14 protein-coding genes are annotated in these 20,729 nt (G+C 70.1%); 4 read left to right on the plus strand and 10 right to left on the minus strand.

Translation table 11 applies throughout. The features are described from left to right. Window positions 1-315: 315 nt before the first annotated feature. Window positions 316-1,632, minus strand: coding sequence for a cell division protein FtsZ (gene ftsZ, locus ACFWN2_RS33565; RefSeq protein ID WP_382434331.1), 1,317 nt, complete (start codon window positions 1,630-1,632; stop codon window positions 316-318). 542 nt (window positions 1,633-2,174) lie between these two features. Between ftsZ and ACFWN2_RS33570 the strand changes: the two genes are divergently transcribed. Then, on the plus strand, window positions 2,175-2,300 hold the full coding sequence (locus tag ACFWN2_RS33570) for a hypothetical protein (RefSeq protein WP_382434333.1): 126 nt from the start codon (window positions 2,175-2,177) through the stop codon (window positions 2,298-2,300). Window positions 2,301-2,462: 162 nt separating this feature from the next. Beyond that, entirely contained in the window at window positions 2,463-2,951 is a 489-nt protein-coding gene (locus tag ACFWN2_RS33575; protein ID WP_382434335.1) for a hypothetical protein, read from the plus strand. A gap of 22 nt (window positions 2,952-2,973) precedes the next feature. Here the strand turns inward: ACFWN2_RS33575 and ACFWN2_RS33580 are convergent, their stop codons facing one another. From ACFWN2_RS33580 to ACFWN2_RS33615, 8 genes are all read right to left on the minus strand, one after another. Then, on the minus strand, window positions 2,974-3,723 hold the full coding sequence (locus ACFWN2_RS33580) for a cell division protein FtsQ/DivIB (protein WP_382434337.1): 750 nt from the start codon (window positions 3,721-3,723) through the stop codon (window positions 2,974-2,976). Continuing rightward, window positions 3,720-5,057: a UDP-N-acetylmuramate--L-alanine ligase gene (gene murC, locus ACFWN2_RS33585; protein WP_382434339.1), complete on the minus strand. Its 1,338-nt coding sequence runs from the start codon at window positions 5,055-5,057 to the stop codon at window positions 3,720-3,722. The genes ACFWN2_RS33580 and murC overlap by 4 nt, the downstream gene beginning before the upstream one ends. Window positions 5,058-5,098: 41 nt before the next feature. Next, a complete protein-coding gene (gene murG / locus ACFWN2_RS33590; RefSeq protein ID WP_382434341.1) occupies window positions 5,099-6,202 on the minus strand; it encodes an undecaprenyldiphospho-muramoylpentapeptide beta-N-acetylglucosaminyltransferase in 1,104 nt (367 codons plus the stop codon). Between the two features lie 21 nt (window positions 6,203-6,223). Beyond that, window positions 6,224-7,690, minus strand: a complete 1,467-nt coding sequence (gene ftsW / locus ACFWN2_RS33595; protein ID WP_382434342.1) for a putative lipid II flippase FtsW — start codon at window positions 7,688-7,690, stop codon at window positions 6,224-6,226. A 68-nt stretch (window positions 7,691-7,758) separates the two neighbouring features. Further along, window positions 7,759-9,132: a UDP-N-acetylmuramoyl-L-alanine--D-glutamate ligase gene (gene murD / locus ACFWN2_RS33600; protein WP_382434343.1), complete on the minus strand. Its 1,374-nt coding sequence runs from the start codon at window positions 9,130-9,132 to the stop codon at window positions 7,759-7,761. A gap of 4 nt (window positions 9,133-9,136) precedes the next feature. Then, entirely contained in the window at window positions 9,137-10,222 is a 1,086-nt protein-coding gene (gene mraY, locus ACFWN2_RS33605; protein WP_382434345.1) for a phospho-N-acetylmuramoyl-pentapeptide-transferase, read from the minus strand. Continuing rightward, the gene (gene murF / locus ACFWN2_RS33610; protein WP_382434347.1) at window positions 10,219-11,679 is read right to left on the minus strand and encodes a UDP-N-acetylmuramoyl-tripeptide--D-alanyl-D-alanine ligase; all 1,461 of its coding nucleotides are present in this window, start codon (window positions 11,677-11,679) and stop codon (window positions 10,219-10,221) included. Before murF ends, mraY begins: the two co-directional genes overlap by 4 nt. After that, complete coding sequence (locus ACFWN2_RS33615) at window positions 11,676-13,202, minus strand: UDP-N-acetylmuramoyl-L-alanyl-D-glutamate--2,6-diaminopimelate ligase (protein WP_382434349.1); 1,527 nt, start codon at window positions 13,200-13,202, stop codon at window positions 11,676-11,678. Before ACFWN2_RS33615 ends, murF begins: the two co-directional genes overlap by 4 nt. A 298-nt stretch (window positions 13,203-13,500) precedes the next feature. Here ACFWN2_RS33615 and ACFWN2_RS33620 point away from each other — a divergent pair, with 298 nt between their 5' ends. Together ACFWN2_RS33620 and ACFWN2_RS33625 are read left to right on the plus strand one after the other, a co-directional pair. Next, window positions 13,501-14,250 (plus strand): universal stress protein, encoded by a 750-nt coding sequence (locus ACFWN2_RS33620; protein ID WP_382434351.1) that lies wholly within the window; start codon window positions 13,501-13,503, stop codon window positions 14,248-14,250. Between the two features lie 44 nt (window positions 14,251-14,294). Next, window positions 14,295-19,448, plus strand: a complete 5,154-nt coding sequence (locus ACFWN2_RS33625) for a TIR domain-containing protein (RefSeq protein ID WP_382434353.1) — start codon at window positions 14,295-14,297, stop codon at window positions 19,446-19,448. Here the strand turns inward: ACFWN2_RS33625 and ACFWN2_RS33630 are convergent. Further along, complete coding sequence (locus ACFWN2_RS33630; protein ID WP_382434355.1) at window positions 19,445-20,632, minus strand: putative glycoside hydrolase; 1,188 nt, start codon at window positions 20,630-20,632, stop codon at window positions 19,445-19,447. The genes ACFWN2_RS33625 and ACFWN2_RS33630 overlap by 4 nt on opposite strands. Between the last annotated feature and the right edge of the window lie 97 nt (window positions 20,633-20,729).

The raw sequence follows: 20,729 nt of genomic DNA on the forward strand, positions 1-20,729 counted from the left end.
CGCTTGACACCCCTGACCAGGTGTGGCCCGCTCTTGGTGCGGCTCGTGATGGGACCCCACCGCCAACGCAACCCTTCTACGAAACAGGCAGCCGCCCTACGCAACAGGCGTGCCATCAACCCGCAGGCAGCGCTACCCCCATTTCAGATTGCCGGGGTCTGGGGCAGAGCCCCAGGGGAAGCACGCAGCGCAACAGGCCGCACGCAAAACGACCCACCCGCAGAAGCCGCGACACGCCAACACGCCCACCCAAGGCAACAAAAAGACCCCCTGAGCCCAAGACTCAGGGGGTCCAACAAGATCAAACCAGCAAACTCACCGCCGCATGAACGGCGGAACGTCCACCTCGTCATCAGGGTCATCGGTGACCGGCACCGGCCGGGAAGGCAAAGACCCGTTGGGCGAGGACAACGACCGAGGCACAGAAGGCACGTACCCGTTCCCCTGAACCGGAGAAGGCTGCGGCGGCACGCTGGTGGGCGGCTGCTGCACGGGCGGAGCCTGCCGGATCTCGGGCTGCACCGGCTGCACGGGCTGAACCGGCGGCTGCACCGGAGCCTGAACAACAGGAGTCTGCGCAACGGGCTGCGCGTGCTGGGGCGCGGCCGAAGCGGACGCGATCGGCCCGGTGGCTGTCCGAGGCGGCGACGACAACGCCGTCGGCTCGAGCTTCTTGTGGGTCGGTCCCCCGCCGTCGAACCCGGCCGCGATCACCGTGACCCGGACCTCGTCGCCCAGGGAGTCGTCGATGACCGTACCGAAGATGATGTTCGCGTCGGGGTGTGCGGCTTCCTGGACCAACGACGCGGACTCGTTGATCTCGAAGAGTCCCAGGTCGGAGCCGCCCGCGATCGAGAGCAGCACGCCGTGCGCGCCCTCCATCGAGGCTTCCAGCAGAGGCGAGTTGATCGCCTTCTGCGCGGCCTGGACCGCTCTTCCCTCGCCGCGCGCCGAGCCGATGCCCATCAACGCCGAGCCCGCGCCGGACATGACCGACTTGACGTCGGCGAAGTCCAGGTTGATCAGACCCGGGGTCGTGATGAGGTCGGTGATGCCCTGGACACCGGAGAGGAGCACCTCGTCCGCGGACCGGAAGGCGTCCATCAGGCTGACGCCGATGTCGCCGAGCTGCAGCAGCCGGTCGTTGGGGATGACGATGAGCGTGTCGCACTCGTTGCGCAGGGCCTGGATGCCGTCCTCGGCCTGCTTGGCGCGGCGCTTGCCCTCGAACGAGAACGGGCGCGTCACCACACCGATGGTCAGTGCGCCGAGCTTGCGGGCGATCGAGGCCACCACCGGCGCGCCGCCGGTGCCCGTGCCGCCGCCCTCACCGGCGGTCACGAAGACCATGTCGGCCCCCTTGAGGACCTCCTCGATCTCCTCGCGGTGGTCTTCGGCAGCCTTGTGCCCGACCTCCGGGTTCGCGCCGGCGCCGAGGCCGCGCGTCAGCTCACGGCCGATGTCGAGCTTGACGTCGGCATCAGACATCAGCAAGGCCTGTGCGTCGGTGTTCACCGCGATGAACTCGACGCCCTTGAGCCCGACCTCGATCATGCGGTTGACGGCGTTGACGCCGCCACCACCGATGCCGACGACCTTGATCACCGCGAGGTAGTTGTGCGGGGGCGTCATCGGATCCGCCTTCCTGATCGTGGTCCGTGCTGTGCTGGGTGTGATGCACCCGGATTGAAGCTCTCAACCTCTCGTCGAGGCTCAGAGTTATGTCAACCCCGTATGTTCCTGCTGGACGGTAAGCACCGGCGGCACGTCGGTCCAGCAGCCACGCCGTAGGGTCCCAACACTGTGCGCTACTACTCCCCGGTCGTGCCGTCAAGTAGTTGCGAACGGCCCTGAGGACGACGCACCCCCCAAGCCTAGTCGGACGCCGATTCGGAGATCGTCTCGCCTCTGCCTTCGCGGGATCCAGGCGTTTTCCGGCGGTCCGGCGCCGACATCGGTGGCCGGGGACGGGGATGCCGAACGTCGCTCCGGCCGCGATCGCTCGCGAGGGGGGCGATCCGAACAACGAGATCACCACGTGCGAGGACGAGCGGCGGCCCCACTGGTCCGGGCCCGGCCTTGAGTACTTCCTTCGGGTGACAACGATCAATTCGGCTAATACCCCGAGTGGCACTCCGATGAGCACGGTAGTCGTTCATCACAGGAGGCACGTCTTGGCACCCGCACCCGCGTCCGTGCGTTCGCTCGTCATCGAAGCGATCGTCCTGGAACTCGTCACGAGCAGGCTGGGCAGCCTCGTCGTACGGGTCGCGATGGCGCGACTGAGGCCCGGCGGCTGACCGCGGACCTCAGGAGAATCCCTTGTGCTCCCAGTCGATTCGCCGGTCCGCGCACCGGCGAACGCGTCGCTTCCCGACGCCGTCGAGGCCACCGGCTCCACGTCCGTGACGTCGGCACGACGCACGCGCTGACGTTGGACGCCCTCGAACTGAAGGACCACCGTGGAACCACTTCCACCAGTAGTGACCGTCGGCACGGAGCCGTCGCCGAAACGCCGGCCGCCGTGGCTGGCGATCGGTTTCGCGCTCGTCGCACTGACAGCGGGCGGAATCGGCTTCGGACTGGGCAGGGCCACCGGGCCCGACCTGCTCCGCTCCGCCGGCGCGACCTCGGCCGCGCCGTCCACGTCGTCCTCGCCCGACGTGTTCACGGTCGACGGGTCGATGACCGTGAACGGCTCGTGCGGTTCGGGCGGCTACAGCGACATCAGGCTCGGTGGACAGGTCGAGATCGTCAACCAGGACAACGAGGTCCTCGCGGTCGGCACGCTGCTGACCGGCTTGGGCTCGTGCAAGTTCAACTTCGCCGTGACCGGTGTTCCCAAGGGAGAACGGCTCTACGGCGCCAAGATCGGCAACGCCAACCGCGGTGTCATCTGGAAGACGCAGCAGGAAGCCGACACCGACGGCTTCCACCTGACCCTGGGCTAAGAACTCCGGCTAGAAACTCCGGCTACGAAACGGTGGCGAGGTCCGGCGACGACACGTCGTACGTCGTGCCCTCCCGCGAGAGCAGCACGAGCAGCACGGCGCCCTTGCGCGGCGTCGCCTCGGAGGAGCCCCACTTCACCACCCGGTTGCCGGTGAGCGTCAGCTTCACGTCGGCACCGGTCGTGGCGGACACCGACACGACCTCGGGCCGCAGCTTCTCCGGCAGCTCGTTCAGGACGCCGACGGCGGCGCGGGTGGCCGGGTCGGAGGACGACGGCAACGTCAGCACCAGCTCGGGCACGCCCTGCGCCGCCGCCGGCACGATCGCGTAGTCCTTGCCGGTCGAGTCGACCAGGTGGAAGCCGTCTGGCAGCTTCACCGAGCCGACCGGGACCCGTTCGGTGAGCAGCAGGCGGACCGTGCCGGGGAGCTGGCGTTCCACCTCGACCGCGGCCACGCGCGGGATGCCTGCCACGCGGTCGTGGATCTCCTGGAGGTCCAGGCGCGCCAGCGGGGAGCCCGCGTCGATCGACGCCACGGCGCGGACCTCGTCCTCGGTCAGCGCCGAGTTGCCGCGGACGTCCACCTGGCGGACGCCGAGCAACGGCGTGAAGAAGACGCAGTACACCAACGCCAGCACGGACAGCACCGTCAGCAGCGCGACCAGGCGGCGGCGCAGGATGACCCTGCGCCGCGCCCGGTACTCGGCGCTCTTCGGTCTCCGGTTCGCGGGGCGAACTCGCGTGGACCTTCCGCGAACCGGGGCGCTCATGCCTGCTCTTCGCTCGCCAGCGCGGTGACGATCTCGGGGCCGAGCATCGTCACGTCGCCCGCGCCCATGGTCACCACCAGGTCGCCCTCGCGCACCAGCGACGCCACCAGGGCGGGCACGCGGTCGAACGACGGCTCGTAGTGCACGGACGCCGTGACCTGGTCGGCGATCAGCCCACCGGTCACGCCGGGCTCCGGCTCCTCGCGGGCGCCGTAGACGTCCAGCACGACGACCTCGTCCGCCAGCGACAGCGCGGCGGCGAACTCGGTCGCGAACGTGCGGGTCCGCGAGTACAGGTGCGGCTGGAACACCACGACGACACGGCCGGCACCGGCGACCGGACGCGCGGCACGCAGCTGTGCGTCGACCTCGGTCGGGTGGTGGGCGTAGTCGTCGTAGACCGACACGCCACGGCCACGGCCCTTGAACTCGAACCGCCGCCGCACGCCACCGAACGCCGCCAGGCCTTCGAGCAGACCGGTCTGGTCGGCACCGAGCTCAAGGCCCGCGAGCAGCGCCGCGATCGCGTTCAACGCCATGTGCTCGCCCGGCACCGCGACCCGGACCTCGACCGGCACGCCGTCGATCTCGACCGACGCGAGGCCGCCCGCCTCGAACGGCTTGTAGTCGACCAGACGCGCGTCGGCGCCCGCACGTCCGTACTCGCGCACGCGGATCCCGCGCGCACGGGCCTCGGCGATCAGGCGAGCGGCACCGGGATCGTCCACACAGGACACCAGCACCCCGCCCGGCGCGATCCGGTCCAGGAACGAGTCGAACACGGCCGTGTAGGCCTCGACGGTGCCGTGGTGGTCGAGGTGGTCGGCCTCGACGTTGGTCACGACTGCGACGGACGGCGAGAAGAACAGGAACGAGCCGTCGGACTCGTCCGCCTCGGCCACGAACACGCCGCCGGTGCCCTGGTGGGCGTTGGCGCCGGACTCGTTCAGGTCACCACCGATGGCGAACGACGGGTCGACACGGCAGTGCTGCAACGCCACGGTGAGCATCGACGTGGTCGACGTCTTGCCGTGCGTACCGGCAACGCACACGACGCGATGGTCTTCCATCAACGCCGCGAGGGCCTCGGCGCGGCGCAGCACGGTGATGCCGCGCTCCAGGGCCGCCGCGTACTCAGGGTTCGTGTCCTTGATCGCGGTCGACACCACGACCTCGGTCGCGCCGCCGTCGAGCTGGTCGAGGTTCGCGGCGTCGTGACCGACGGCGATCCGCGCGCCCTGGGCGCGCAGGGCCAGCACGGTGCGGGAGTCCTTGGCGTCCGAACCGGACACCTGCACGCCGCGCGCCAGCAGGATGCGGGCGATGCCGCTCATGCCGGCACCACCGATACCGACGAGGTGAACGCGTTCGAGGCTCACTTCTTGATCACATCCAGAACGGTGCGGGCCAGGATCTCGTCCGCCTCGCGACGGCCGGTGCCGAGCGTCGCGGCGGACATCTGCGCGAGCCGGTTGCGGTCCGCCATCAGCGGCACCACGAGCGACGCGACCTTCTGCGGCGTGAGCTCCTCGTCGGGCACGAGGATGCCACCACCGGCGGAGACGACGGGGCCGGCGTTGAGCGCCTGCTCGCCGTTGCCGATGGGCAGCGGCACGAACACCGCGGGCAGGCCGACGGCCGACACCTCGGCGACGGTCATCGCGCCCGAACGGCACAGCACGGCGTCCGCGGCGGCGTACGCGAGGTCCATGCGCTCCAGGTACGGCACCGGCACGTACGGCGGGCGACCCGGAACCTGTTGCACCGCAATGTTGTTCTTCGGGCCGTACGCGTGCAGCACGCCCACGCCCGCGCGCGCGAACTCGGCGGCGACCGGCGCGACGGCCTCGTTGATCGAACGCGCGCCCTGCGAGCCGCCGAACACCAGCAGCACCGGAGCGTGCGGGTCGAGGCCGAAGAACCGGCGGGCCTCGTCGCGCAACGCGGCGCGGTTCAGCGACGTGATCGACTGGCGCAGCGGGATGCCGATGATCTGCGCGTCGGTGAGGCCGGAGTCCGGCACCGCCGCGGCGACGTGCTCGGCGAACTTCGCGCCGACCTTGTTCGCGAGACCGGCCTTGGCGTTCGCCTCGTGCACGACGATCGGCACGCGGCCGCGCGCGGCGAGGTACGCGGGCAGCGCCACGTAGCCGCCGAACCCGACGACGACGTCCGCGCCGACGCGCTCCAGCACCTCACGGGTCTGCTTCACGGCGCCGCGCACGTTCAGCGGCAGCTTCAGCAGGTCGAGGGTGGGCTTGCGCGGCATCGGCACCGGCGGGATCAGCTCCAGCGGGTAGCCGCGAGCCGGGACGATCTTGCTCTCTAGGCCGCGCTCGGTGCCGAGCGCGACGACGCGCGCGTCCGGCCGCAGCCGCATGACCGCGTCGGCCAGCGCCAGTGCCGGCTCGATGTGTCCGGCGGTGCCACCGCCCGCGACCACGACGCACGGACCACTGGGGGCAGGGTGCCCGGTCAAGACTTCCTCCGAGGGATCAAATCAGTTCGATCGCCCGCGACCGCGGGTCGACCGGCCAAGCTCTGAACGGCCCTGTGTGCGCCGCGAGTCGCGGCGACGGTACTCCGACGGCGGAGCAGAGCGTCCAGCCATACGACGTTCGTCCACGACCGGAAGTTGCTGCGTGCGGGAACGTCCCGGTGCCCGCGGGGGCGTCGACGGGCGGACGGGCTTGCGTTTGGCGGGCACCCGGTACGCCTCGGGCGCGGGCAGTTTGAGCAGGCCACCGACCCTGCCGGGGCCGAGCGACCGCAGCGCCGCCACGGCGTCGGGCTCGTGCCGCGCGCAGTTCGCGAGAATGCCGAACACGATCATGGTGATCACGATCGACGTGCCGCCGGAGGAGATCATCGGCAGCGTGAGTCCCGTGACGGGCAGCAGCTGCACGACGTAGCCGATGTTGATCGCGGCCTGCGCGACGAGCCACACCGTCATCGTCGCGGACACGATCCGGATCCACGGGTCGGTGTTGCGCGACGCCACCCGCAGGCCGACCCACGCGAGCCCGCCGAACAGCCCCAGCACCAGCGCGCACCCGACGAACCCGAGCTCCTCGCCGATGACGGCGAAGATGAAGTCCGACTCGACGTTGGGCAGGTACCGCCACTGCGAGCTGCCCCGCGCGAGCCCCTTGCCGAACAGGCCTCCGTCGGCGAGCGCGAACATCGCCTGCCGCGCCTGGTGACCGGCTCCGTCGGGATCCGCGTCGGGGTTGAGGAACGACGTCACGCGCTGCAACCGGTACGCGGCACCGATCGCGAGCACGACGGCGCCCGCCACCGCGCCGGCGGCGATCACGCCGAACAACCGCATCGGCGCGCCGACGAACCACAGCAGGCTGATCAGCACCACGCCGAGCGTGATCGTGCCGCCGAGGTCGGGCTGCAGCATGACCAGCGCGAACACCAGCATCGCGACCGGCACGACGGGCACCAGCAGGTGGCGGTACTGCGACAGCAGCGCCCGCTTGGTGACCAGGACGTGCGCGCCCCACAACGCGAGCGCGAGCTTCACGGCCTCGATCGGCTGGAACGAGACGGGCCCGAGCGTGAACCACGAGCGCGCGCCACCGCGGACGTCACCGAGCGGCGTCAGCACCAGCGCCAGCAGCAGCACGCCGATGCCCATCGCGGCCGTCGAGAAGTGCCGGAGCTTGCGCAGCGGGAACCGCAGCATCACCCAGAACAGCACGGCACCGATGCAGACGTAGATCAGCTGCTTCTGGAACACGCTGTAGGCGGACACGCCCGACGCGACCTGACCTGGTGCCGACGCCGACAGCACCATCACCAGGCCGAGCACGGTGAGCATGCCGAAGATCGCGAGCAGGAGGTGGAAGTCGGCGAGAGGACGGCTCATCCACGACGTCAGGCCCGTGCGCAACGAGGCGACGCGGCCGGTGGGACGAACCTTCCGCTTGCTTCTCGGCTTGTCGGCGACGACGGTCACCAGATCATCGTCTCCTGTGTCAAGCGCTCGAACGGGGATTCCTGGGGGCGTGTCGCCCCCTTTGAACCCTACCGACCACCCGTCAGGCGCTTCACGGCGTCCGTGAACGCCTGCCCTCGGTGCGCGTAGTCGGTGAACATGTCCATCGACGCCGCCGCGGGGGCGAGCAGGACCGTGTCCCCGGACTGCGCGAACTCCTGCGCCTCCCGCACGATCGCCAGCATCGGGTCCGCGTCACCCGTGAGGTCGAGCAGCTTCACCGGCACGTCCGGCGCGTGCTTCGCCAACGCGTCCGCGACGACCTGGCGATCAGCACCGATCAGCACCGCGCCGCGCAGCCGGTGCGCCTCGGTGCGCACCATGTCCTCGACCGAAGCGCCCTTGAGCAGCCCGCCGGCGATCCAGACGACGCTGTCGAACGCCCGCAGGGACGCCACGGCCGCGTGCGGGTTCGTGGCCTTCGAGTCGTTGACGTACTTGACGTCGGCGGCGTCGACCGTGACGAGCACTGCGCGGTGCGCGGCCGGTTCGAACGCCTCCAGACCCTCGCGCACCGCCTCGGACGGCACGCCGTAGGCACGGGCGAGAGCGGTGGCGGCCAGGGCGTCGGCGATCCCGGGAGGACCGGCCGGGCGGATCTTCGCGACCTCGACCAGCGGCTCGTCGTCGGCGAACGCGCGGTCGACCAGCCAGCCGTCGCGCACGCCGAGCTGACCGGGTTCGGGCTCGTCGAGGGTGAACCCGACCTTGTCCTTGGCGGGTGCGGCCCGCAGCAGGTCGACGACCAGGTCGTCCTCCAGCCAGCCGATCGCCACGTCACCGGTGAGGACCTGGGCCTTGGCCTGCGCGTAGGCGGCCATGCCGCCGTGCCAGTCGAGGTGGTCCTCGGCGAGGTTCAGCAGCACGCCCGCCTGCGGCCGCACCGACGGCGCCCAGTGCAGCTGGAAGCTCGACAGCTCCACCGCGAGCACCCGGCGACCGGCCAGCAGAGCGTCCACGACGGGCAGGCCGACGTTGCCGCAGGCCACGGCGTCCGCTCCGGCGGCGTGCAGGATCGACTCCAGCATGCCGACCGTCGTGGTCTTGCCGTTCGTGCCGGTGACCGCGAGCCACACGGGCGGATCGGCCAGTTCGGAGGCCATCCGCCAGGCCAGCTCGACCTCGCCGATCACCTCGATGCCCGCGGACGACGCGGCCGCGAGCAGCGGGCTCGACGGCTGCCAGCCGGGGCTCGTGACCACGAGGGAGGTGCCGGCCGGGGGTTCCGCCAGGCCGGGCACCAGTTCCACGCCTTCGAGCAGGGTCTCCAGCGCCGCCAGTCGTTCCGGCGACGAGTCCGTCACCATGACCTCGGCGCCCGCCGCGAGCAACGCCTCCGCGGCGGACCGGCCGGTCACTCCAGCACCGGCGACCAGCACCTTTGTTCCGGCCAGCTTGGTCATCGTCTTAGAAACCGCCCGTCAGCCACTCGCTGTAGAACACGCCGAGCCCGAACATGCAGCAGATGCCGGCCATCAACCAGAACCGGATGATGACCGTGGTTTCCGCCCACCCGGCGAGCTCGAAGTGGTGGTGGAACGGTGCCATGCGGAACAGGCGCCGTCGTGAGGTGCGGAAGACCGCGACCTGCAACGCCACCGACAGGGCCTCGACCACGAACAGACCACCGATGACGATCATCAGCAGCTCGGTGCGGGTCGCGATCGCGAGACCGGCGACGAGACCGCCGAGCGCGAGCGAACCGGTGTCACCCATGAAGATCTTGGCCGGAGCGGCGTTCCACCAGAGGAAGCCGATGCAGCCCGCCATCGCGGCCGCGGCGATCACCGCGAGGTCCAGCGGGTCGCGGACGTCGTAACAACCGGCCACGGCGTAGCTGGAGCAGTTGTAGCGGAACTGCCAGAACGAGATCACGACGTACGTGCCGAACACCATCGCCGACGAACCACCGGCGAGGCCGTCGAGGCCGTCGGTCAGGTTCACGGCGTTCGACCACGCGGCGACCATGCCGTAGCAGAAGACGACGAACCCGACGACGCCGAACGAGACCACGGTGATGTCGCGGACGAACGACAGGTTGACCGACGCGGGCGTCAGGCCGTCCTTGTTCGGAAACTGCAGCACCAGCACCGCGAACGTGATCGTCGCGATGAACTGGCCGACCAGCTTCGCCGTCTTGTTCAGACCCAGGTTGCGGGCCTTGCGGATCTTGATGAAGTCGTCGAGGAAGCCGACGATGCCGAGCGACGTCGTCAGCATCAGCACGAGCAGGCCGGACGCCGTCGGGGTCTGGCCCGACGCCGACGCCGACATCGAGTTCACGAGGTGCGTGCCGAGGTAACCGGCCCACATCGCGACCAGGATGGCGAGGCCGCCCATGGTCGGCGTGCCGCGCTTGGTCTTGTGGTGCTGCGGACCGTCCTCGCGGATCTCCTGGCCGAAGCCCTGGCGAGAGAAGACCTTGATCAGGTAGGGCGTCAGCAGGATCGACACTGCCAGTGCGATCGCTGCGGCGATCAGGATGCTCTTCACTTGGTTCCTGCCTCCAGCAGGGCCTCGGCAATGCGCCACAGGCGATAGGCGTTGGATGCCTTGACCAGCACTACGTCACCGGGCCGGACTTCCCCCAGCAGCAACGCGATCGCCGCGTCCGCGTCCGGCACCCCGACGGATTCGTCTCCCCAAGATCCTTCCAGGTGCGCACCCTGGTGCATCGCGCGGGCCGCTTCTCCGACGACGACCAGCTTGCTGATGTCCAGGCGCACCACCAGGCGGCCGATCTCGTCGTGCTCGCGCACCGCGTCGTCGCCCAGTTCCGCCATCGGGCCGAGGACGGCCCAGCTGCGGCGGGCAGGGGTGGTGGAGCGCGCGATCGACGCGAGCGCCTTGAGCGCCGCCCGCACCGAGTCGGGGTTCGCGTTGTAGGCGTCGTCGATGACCGTCACGCCGTCGGGACGGTCCCGGATGTCCATTCGGTGCGCGGAAACCCGTTCGGCCGCGCCGAGTCGCTGGGCCACTTCTTCTGGCGTGGCGCCCAGTTCGAGCGCGATGGCGGCGGCGACCAGTGCGTTGCCGACCTGGTGCGTGCCGTTGAGCCCGAGCTTGACCTCGGCGTCGCCCTGGGCCGTCTTCAGCGTGAAGCTCGCACGGGCCTGTTCGTCCAGCACGATGTTCTCGGCGCGGACGTCGGCCTTCGAGCTCTCGCCGACGAGGACGACCTTGGCCTTCGTGCGGCTCGCCATGCCCGCGACCAGCGGGTCGTCGGCGTTGAGGATCGCGACGCCGTCCTCGGGCAGCGACTCGATCAGCTCGCCCTTGCCCTGCGCGATGCCCTCGCGCGAGCCGAACTCGCTGAGGTGCGCCGTGCCGACGTTGAGCACGGCGCCGAACTTCGGCGGGGCGATCTCGCACAGGTTCGCGATGTGGCCGATGCCGCGCGCGGACAGCTCCAGCACGAGGAACTTGGTGTCCTCGGTGGCCCTGAGGGCGGTCCACGGGTGGCCGAGCTCGTTGTTGAACGAACCGGGCGGGGCGATGGTCTCCCCGGCCGGGCTCAGCACCTGGGCGATGAGGTCCTTGGTGGACGTCTTGCCCGCGGAGCCGGTGATGCCGACGATCGTCAGGTCCTTCAGGCGGTCCGTGACGTGGCGCGCGAGCTTGGCCAGCGCCTCCAGCACGGCCGCGCCCTCACCGTTCGTGTCTCCGGCAAGCACGTAGGCGTTGGCGTGCCTGGTCTGCACCGGCGGCGCGATCACCGCGGGGGCGTCGACCTCGCGGCCGGCCAGCACGCCGGCGGCACCCGAGGCCACCGCCTGCGCGGCGAAGTCGTGGCCGTCCACGCGTTCACCGGGCAGGGCCAGGAAGAGGCCCCCCTCGGTGACCTTGCGGGTGTCGAACTCGATGGTGCCCGTGACGACCGGGCTCCCGTCGGTGGCGTGCAGGCGTCCGCCGACGATCTCAGCGATCTCGGCGAGCGTGAGTGCGATCAACGGTGCGCCTCTCTGATCGCGGCGGTCAGCGTCTCGACGTCCGAGAACGGGTGGATCACGCCGGCGATCTCCTGTCCGGTCTCGTGCCCCTTGCCCGCCACGACGACCACATCACCCGGAAGTGCCAGCTCGACGGCCTTCTGGATCGCGAGCCTCCGGTCGCCGATCTCGAGCACCTCGCCCCGGTTCGCGGTGGCGAGGGCCCCTTCGAGCATGGCGGCCCGAATAGAAGACGCTTCTTCACTCCTCGGGTTGTCATCGGTGATGATCAACACCTCGGCCCGTTCCGCGGCGGCCTCGCCCATCAGCGGGCGCTTGGCCCGGTCCCGGTCGCCACCGCAGCCGAGCACGATGATCACCCGGCCGTCGGTCTTGGCGCGCACGGCGTCGAGCGCGAGCGCGACGGCGGCGGGCTTGTGCGAGTAGTCGACGACGGCGGTGAAGTCCTGGCCCTCGTCGACGCGCTGCATGCGGCCGGGCACCTGGACGTTGCGCAGGCCCTCGGCGATCGCTTCGGGGCTGATGCCTTCGAGGTGCAGGCAGGCGATGGCCAGCAGGGCGTTCGTGATGTTGAAGCTGCCCGCGAGCGGGAGGTGGACGCGGATGTCGCCGTCGGGGCCGTGCGCGGTGAACGTCTGCTCACCGGTCGCGCTCACCTCGACGTCGCTCGCGGTCCAGTCGGCGGGCCCGGTCGTGGAGACGGTGACCGTGCCGTCCTTGACCAGGCGGGGACCCCACTCGCCGTCGACGCAGACGACCTCCCGGCGCGCGCGGCCGTCGAACAGCTGCGCCTTGACCTGGAAGTACTCCTCCATGTCGGCGTGGAAGTCGAGGTGGTCCTGGCTCAGGTTGGTGAACGCGCCGATCTCGAACTCGGTGGCGGCGACGCGGCCCATGTGCAGCGCGTGGCTCGACACCTCCATCGCCACGTCGGTGACCCCGCGCTCGGCCATGACGGCGAACAACGCCTGCAGGTCCGGCGCCTCGGGCGTGGTGTGGGAACTGCCGAGCTGCTCGGTGCCGATGCGGGTGCCGACCGTGCCGATGAGGCCCGTGTGCTTCCCGGCGGCGCGCAGCACCGACTCGATCATGTACGTGGTGGTGGTCTTGCCGGACGTGCCGGTCACACCCCACAGCTTGACCTTGGTCGACGGCTGCCCGTAGACGTGCGCGGCGAGCAGGCCCACGACCTCGCGTGGCCGCGGGTGGATCAGCACGGGCACGTCCTTGAGGGAGTCGCGCGCGGCTCCTGCCTCGTCCGTGAGCACGGCGACGGCACCGTTCTCGATCGCCGTCGCGGCGAAGTCGGCACCGTGGACGTGCGCGCCCGGGAGCGCGGCGTAGAGGTCTCCGGCGACCACGTGCTGAGCACGCAGAGTAACCCCCGTCACCTGGACGTCGGCATGTGCTGGCCTGGTCAGGTGCACGTCGGCGACTGCGGCGAGAGCAGCCACGGAAGCAGGGCGAATGGTGTTGGGGCGGGGCGGGGCGGTCGCGACCTTGCCCTCGAGCTTGGCAGGCACGGGCAAGAGGCTACCGGCGTACGCGGAGTGGCCGACCGGCGCGTTGGCGTTCGGGTGATGATCGGCGGTTCGGCTGCCCCGGCGCGACCGCCCTGCGCCGTTCGAGTGGCTTCGCGCGCTGGTCTTCGTGGGCGAGCCCGTCCGGCCGCACAAGTTCCTGCCCGCTTCGTGACTTAGTGCCCTGTGACCACTCGTGCGCCTGCGGTGAGGTGTAAGGCGGCAGGAGGCGGCAATGAGAACCAGCACGGCGGTGGAACCCAGGAGATTCTCCTTCTGGGCACCCGATTTCAGTCGTTCCGTGACAGTAGGGGTCGACACTTCCGAGTTCGCTTACCACGCGTTCGAATGGGCGGCACGCCACGCGTGGTCGCTCCGGACAGATCTCCAGGTCTACCTCGCGGACCCCGGTGACACGACCGTCCAGCGCGTGCTGGAACGGCTTCCCATGCTCACCGCCCACTTCCGCCCGAGCGGGGACGACCCGGTGGCCGCACTGGTGAGGGCGTCGGACTCCAGCGCGACCTTGGTCTTGGGGTGCAAGGGAGAACAGCACCGCGGCCTGGGTCTGGGATCCCTCGTCCTCCCGGTGTTGCGCCGCGCGCGGTGCGGCGTCGTGGTGGTGCGCGGACGTCCACAGGCGATCCGCGGCGAACACGGCTGGATCACCGCTGCCGTCGGCGGGTGCGAGGACCCGGTCGTGCTGCGGCGCGCGGTCGAGCTCTGCCGCACCCGCCGAGCGCGGCTGCGACTGCTGCACATCCACCTGCCGGCCCAGCACGGCGACGCGGTGCCGCGCGACGAGGCGGCGCTCCGGCGCGCGGTGTTGTTCCTGCGCACCACCGCCCCCGAGCTGACACCCGAGGTGCAGGTGGAGTCGCGGCACCCGCACGAGGCGCTGGCCTCCCTGGACTCCGACCTCGTCGTGGTGGGGCGCGGCGGGCAGCACGACGAGGTCGGGCTCGTCACCAGAGCGGCGCTCTACCACGCGTCGTGTCCCGTGCTGGTGGCCAAACCGGAGCCGGTGCAGGACGACCGGGTGAAGCTGTAGCCGAAAGCTCGTTCGGGCGCGCACGAGCTACCTAGCATGTGGCGATGCCGCCCGCTGACGCGACGACGCTCCGAGGCGCCCTGCTGACCCTGGGCCACGAGGACGACGACTGGCTGACCGGCGTCGACCGGTTACTCGGACGGGCGCTGACGAACACGTCGTCCCCGTCGCCGGCCGCGCTGATCGGGTGGCTCGACGGCGGCGAGGCGCCGGAGCTGGTGCGAGCCCGCCTGACGCACGTCACCGAACGGCTGGCGTTCCTGCGCGGACGGGCGCGGCTCGATCCGGTCTTCGCCCTCCACACGGCGTTGATCGCGACGGTGTTCTTCGAGACGGTCCGCGACGTCCTCGCGGCCGAGATCAGGTTCGACGTGCGCCGCTGGTCGCAGGAGGACCACTCGTTCGCCACCTACCTGTACTCGGACGAGATGCCGACGTTCTCCGCCACCTCGGGCCTCGGCGACGGGTTGAAGAGGTGGGTGGCCGATCGCGGTGTGCGGGTCCGCCTCGCCCTCCGCAGGACCAGCGCCGAATACCGCAGCGAGGCCCTGGGCGAGCAGGTCTTCGTCGATCGGGTGGCCTCCCGTTTCGCGGCGAGCTTCGAGGAACTCGTCCCGGAAGTGCCGGAGTTCGGCATGTGGGCGGCCGAACCCGACGACCGGGTGTGGAGGCACCTGCTCGGTTCGGCCGGGCAGGGCCGGATCAGGGCGGCGCTGAGCGACTCCAACCAGGCCCTGCTGGACGAAGCGGCGCTCGGCACCTACGTCGTCCCGAACCACCGCCTGGCCGAGGCGGGCCCGTCGGCACGCCCCGCCGACGAGAACTGGTGGGCGGAGCGACCCGTGCGGCAGGACGTGCACGCGTTGCTGGGCACCCACTTCGTCAGTCCCGGCGCCTTCAGGTCCCCGCTGCTGGTCGTCGGCGCGGCGGGCACGGGGAAGTCGATGCTCACGAAGGTGCTCGCCGCTCGCCTGTCGCGCAGCGGCTACACCGCGCTCCGGGTCTCGTTGCGCGCGACCGCGCCGGAAGCGACCGTCGTCCAGCAGATCCAGCAGGCGCTGCGGCGGCAGACCAGGGTCCACGGGGACTGGACCGAGCTCGCCGCGGAGAGCTCGCTCCAGATCTGCGTGGTCCTGCTGGACGGGCTCGACGACATGCCACAGGTCTCCGGCGGCACCCGGAACTACCTGATGGAAGTGGTCCGCTTCCAGCAGAACGAGTCGGCGGCGGGCAGGCCGGTGGCCGTCGTGGTCACCTGCCGGACGTCGTTCCTGACCAGGATCGTCATCCCCGACGGCACTCCCCTGGTGCAGCTCGCGGAGTTCGACGACGCGCAGATCGACCAGTGGGTCGGCGCGTGGAACCGGACGCACGCGGAACGACGTCCTCTGACTCCCGAAACCCGGCTCGTGCGCAACCCCTACCTGCTGTCGCTGCTCGCGGTTCAGCTGACCGAGTCGGATTCCCCGACCGCACGGGTGCCGTTCCAGAGTGCCGTCGAGGTGTTCGCGGCGCTCTCGCCGGACCTCTCCGTGACAGGCGTCGCCGCGCTGGGAATGCTGAACCGGGGCTGGCGGCCGATCTCCGAGGCCGAATTGCGCGGTGACCTCACGGCGCTCGGTCACCTCGACACGGCCAACGTCGAGCCGGTCCTGCGCGAACTCGACCAGCAGCCGTCGGCCTTCGCCGAGCACGGCATCGCCGCGTTCGTCCTGGACGTGCTCGCCACGACGGCGTCCCGGTCGCAGAACGACGAGTTCGACGACGACCTGCTCTTCGCGTTGCTGTCGCGGGCCGCCCTGTCGTTCCGGCCGTTCACGCTGGAGGTCGTCACCCAGCTCAGCGAGGGCATGTCCGAACTGCGGCGAGCCCATCTCACCGAGGCCCTGGACGTGTTGCTCGGCGGAGTGCACACCCGCGAACACCTGAGCAAGTACGCGAGCTACCGGCCGTCACCACCGCAGAACTTCACACTGCCCGCCCCGAGCACGGCCCCGTCACTGGCCACCTACGCGGTGAACCTGGCTCTGTTGCGGCTGTTCATGAACCCGGCCTCCGGCAGCCCGCCCCTCGCGGCCGGCCTGTCCGCCGCACTTCTGGACATGTGGGCCTCCGAGGCGAACCCCGCGACCATCCGCTCGCTCCAGTCGTTGCTCGAACTCAGGGTCGACGGGATCTCCCGGCGTTCCGGCGGGGACACGGCCGGCGAGGTCCAACTCGCCCCGGACCGGACACCGGCCGGTGTCACCTTCGTCCACCGGCTGCCGTCCACGAGCAGGAGCCAGGTCGTCCAGATCACCTGGTCCCCCGACGGCGATCTGCTGACGACCGGGCACGGCAACGGCCAGTTGACCTGCTGGCGCATGACGGCGGGCGCGAATCCCGAGGTGGTCAGCGAGCTCATCGGCGTGTCCGACGTCGCCTGGCATCCCACGCGCCCTTTCGCCGCGGTCGTGCAGCAGCTCACCGCGCCCTTCACGACCAGACCCGGTTTCCAGAACGTCGTGCTCACCTGGCTCGGCACCCGGCAGAGCCGCGAACTCTGCTCCGTGCGGCGCGGCACGCGGATCTCGTGGTCTCCGGACGGCGAGTCGCTAGCCGCGTTCGACGCGGACTCCCTGTGGCTCCTCGACGGCACCACCGGCGAACGACGGCAGCTGGCCGCCTTCACCGATCCGGGCGAACAGACGGTCCTCCACCTGCTCACACCGCGGTGGGCGAAGGACGGTGACGAGATCTGGACTGCCGGAGGGGGCGTCGTCACCGTCTCGGGCAACGGGCGGGAGCCGGTCACGCTGGCCCGGTTCGACCTGCAGGCTCTCGCAACCGACATCGGCGACGGCAGGCGAGCGGTCGCCGCGTTCGGCAACGGGTCGAGCATCCTGACCGTTCCCCTCGGCCGCCAGGACATCACCGTGGAGCTGGAAGGGCACACGAAACGCGTCACGTGCGGGGCGTTCTCCCCGGACGGCGGCTACTTCGCCTCCATGGCCGAGGACGACACCGTGCGGATCTGGCGGCGGTCCGACTGGCACTGCGTGGCCGTCATCGCCCGCGACCAGATCAGCGGACCAGGCGGCCTCGCGTTCCACCCGACAGAACCGCTGCTCGCGATGAAGAACGGCGACAGCGTCGACGTCGTCCGGCTCGACCACGGGCTGCTCGGTTCGCTCGGTGCCGCGCGGACGTCACGCCTCTACGCCAACGCGAAGATCGTCCTGGTCGGCGACACCGGCGTGGGCAAGTCGGGGCTGGGACTCGTGCTGAGCGGCCGGCCGTTCGCGCCGACCGACTCCACGCACGGGCGCAACGTGTGGACGTTCGAGAAGTCCATCGGCACCACACCGTCCGGTGACGTCCAGACCAGGGAGACCCTCCTCTGGGACCTCGCGGGCCAGCCCGGCTACCGGATGGTGCACCAGCTGCACCTCAACGAGGTCGCGGTGGCGCTCGTGGTGTTCGACGCCCGCAGCGAGACCGATCCTTTCGCCGGGGTGCGGTACTGGAGCCGGGCACTGGCGCAGGCGCGGCGGCTGGACGGCGCGGCGGCCGTGCGGTTGCGGGCCTATCTGGTCGCCGCCAGGACCGACCGCGGCGGCACGGCCGTGAGCCCCGCCCGGATCCAGCAGGCCGTCGACCTGCACGGGTTCGACGGGTTCGTCGAGACCAGCGCCAAGGAGGGCTGGGGCGTCGACGACCTGATCCGCACGGCGCGCGAGGCGATCGACTGGGACGCGGTGCCGGTGGTGAGCTCCACCGACCTGTTCCAGTCGATCAAGGACTTCGTGGTGGAGGAGAAGCGGCAGGGCCGGATCCTCTCCACCGCGGACGACCTGCTGCACGGGTTTCGCCACGTGCGGCAGGACGAGTCGCCCGCCGATGAGCTCGCCGGCGGGTTCACGGCCTGCCTCGGCCGGCTGGAGAGCGTCGGGGTGGTGCGGCGCATGCACTTCGGCGACTACGTGCTGCTGCGCCCCGAACTCCTCGACTCCTACGTGTCGTCCCTGGTGCAGGCGGCGAAGGACGAGCCGGACGGTCTGGGGTTCGTGCCGGAGAAGGACGCGCTCGAGGGCACCTTCCGGATGCCCGAGTCCGAACGGCTGCCGAACGGGCAGCAGGAACGCGTCCTGCTGATCGCGGTGGTCGAGGAGCTGCTGCGCCGCGAGATCGCGCTGAAGGAGGTCACGGACAAGGAGGTCGACCTCATCTTCCCGTCCCAGTTCACCAGGGAACGGCCGGACGCTCCAGAGGTCCCGGGTCAGGACGTGGTGTTCACCTTCGACGGGGCGCTGGCGTCGATCTACTCGACGCTCGCGGTGCGGCTGTCGCACTCGCGGTTCTTCCAGAAGCACGAGATGTGGCACAACTCCGCGACCTTCACCGCGGACGCCGGCGGCACGTGCGGCATCGCGATCCGCGAGGTGGAGGAGGGCAAGGGCGAGCTCGTGCTGTTCCACGACGAGCAGGTCCAGGCGATCGTCCGCAGGCAGTTCGAGGCCTACGTGATGGAGCACCTGCAGTCGCGGGCGGGCAACGTCGTGCTGCGCCGCGTCCGCAGGTGCAGGCCCTGCGACCACCCCGTGGACGACGTGGTCGTGCGCAAGAGGCTGGGTGCGGGCTTCACGAACGTGCGGTGCCAGCTCTGCGACGGGTTCGTCTCGTTGCTGGACGAGGAACAGCCCGACGTCCGGCCGGTCGTGGCGGCGATGAACTCCCACGCCAACGCCCGGCGAGACCTCGACGTGGCGGCGACGACGCTCAAGGGCAAGCGGGAGGCGGAGGACTACGACGTCTTCCTGTGCCACAACGTGCGGGACAAGTCGCTGGTCATGAAGGTCGTCGCCGAACTGGAGGCGCGCGGGATCCTGCCGTGGCTCGACATCCACGACATCCCGCCGGGATCGCGGTGGCAGAACGAGATGGCGAACGGCATCGAGAAGAGCCGGTCGGCGGCGGTGCTCGTCGGGCCGTCGGGGTTCGGGCCGTGGCACGACGCCGAGATGCAGCTCATCAGCGACTGGTCGGTGCGCGACGCCCGCCGTCGCGTGATCCCGGTGTTCCTCGAAGGCGCGGACCAGGACCTGAAGATGCCGGGGTTCCTGCGGGTGTGGTCCACCGTCGACATGCGTACGGCCGACCCGGATCCCGTGGAGCAGCTCGTCTGGGGCGTCACGGGCGAGCAGCCCCACTGGTCCTAACAAGCCTTGCGCAGCACCGTTCCGGTCGTCCCCGGCAACGCCACGTAGGTGACCGGCGCGCCGTGCTCGTTGGCCTGCGTCTCGGCGAGGCGCACGGTCACCGGGCCCGTGCCGGTCCGGTTGGCGTTGACGATCACGGTGCCGCACTCGAAGTCGCGCTGATGCACGTTCTTCGCGATCTCGTGGTGCGCGCCGAGCGGTGCGCCGAGGTCCCAGTCGTACTCGCCGCGCCACCGCGACGGGCCGTCGTAGCCGTCGGTCTTCTCGATCTCGGAGATCGCCGCGTGCTCGCCCTTTGCCAGCAGGTAGCTCGCGAACGCGTAGCGGAACGGCTGCTCGGCGCCGCTGTGGTGGGGCTGGACCCAGGTGATCTTGCCCTTGGCCTCGTTGGCGGTGATCTGGGCGATCTGCCTGCTCCAGCCCTCCGGGTACTCGGACAGCAGGTCCTTGTCGCCGAAGGTCAGCCACCACTCGTCGAAGCCGCCGTCGAGGTGTTCGACGTAGGAGTCCCAGGCGCCGTCGTGCAGGCGGGCGTTCGACATGTTCGCGACGGTCTTGAGGCCCGCGTCGACGAACCTCTGGCGCGTGTTGGCGAGCATGGAGCGGTATGCCTCGCGCATCGCGGCGTCGGTCGGGTACGCGGCCGGGCAGACGCCGTCGTGGTAGGTGTCGCAGGCGAACAGGGCGTTGTCCATGAGGACGCCGTCGAAGACCTTCGCCGAGGAGGCGACCACGTTGTCGGCCCAGGCGTTCTGGTAGCCGGCGTTGCCGACGTCCATCTGCCAGTGGCCCGCGTAGCCCCCGTACTCCAGGCGCCTGCCGCCGGAGTCGACGAGGAACCACGACGGGTCGGCCGCGCAGTAGCCGACGCCGGTGGGGAGATCGGTGTCGTCCACGCCGCCGGAGCAGGCGTAGCTGCGGGTCGAGGAAAGATCTTTGTAGACGTACGTCTGGATCTCCGGGTTCGCCTTTTTGAGCTTTGCGGCAAGATCGGTTTCCCACGCGTTCAACACGATGTACGAACGCCTCCGAGCTTCCGTTTCGATCATTTCATCGGAAACGGTCGTGCTGTTCATGTGCAGCCAGTACGACTTCACGTCAGGGTCGTCCTCCGGGGCCTGAACAGGGACGACGGGCGCCGTCCCCAGCAACAACGCCAAGATCGAATACACGACGGAACGCACGACGCACCTCATCTCGTTCAGCTCTCCGGTTTCGGAGAATTAAACGTGATGAAATGCGTCTCGACACGAAGAAGTTTTCACTGTCAAAACAACGGAA

The organism is Lentzea sp. NPDC058436, from assembly GCF_042721515.1.
Classification (GTDB): domain Bacteria; phylum Actinomycetota; class Actinomycetes; order Mycobacteriales; family Pseudonocardiaceae; genus Lentzea.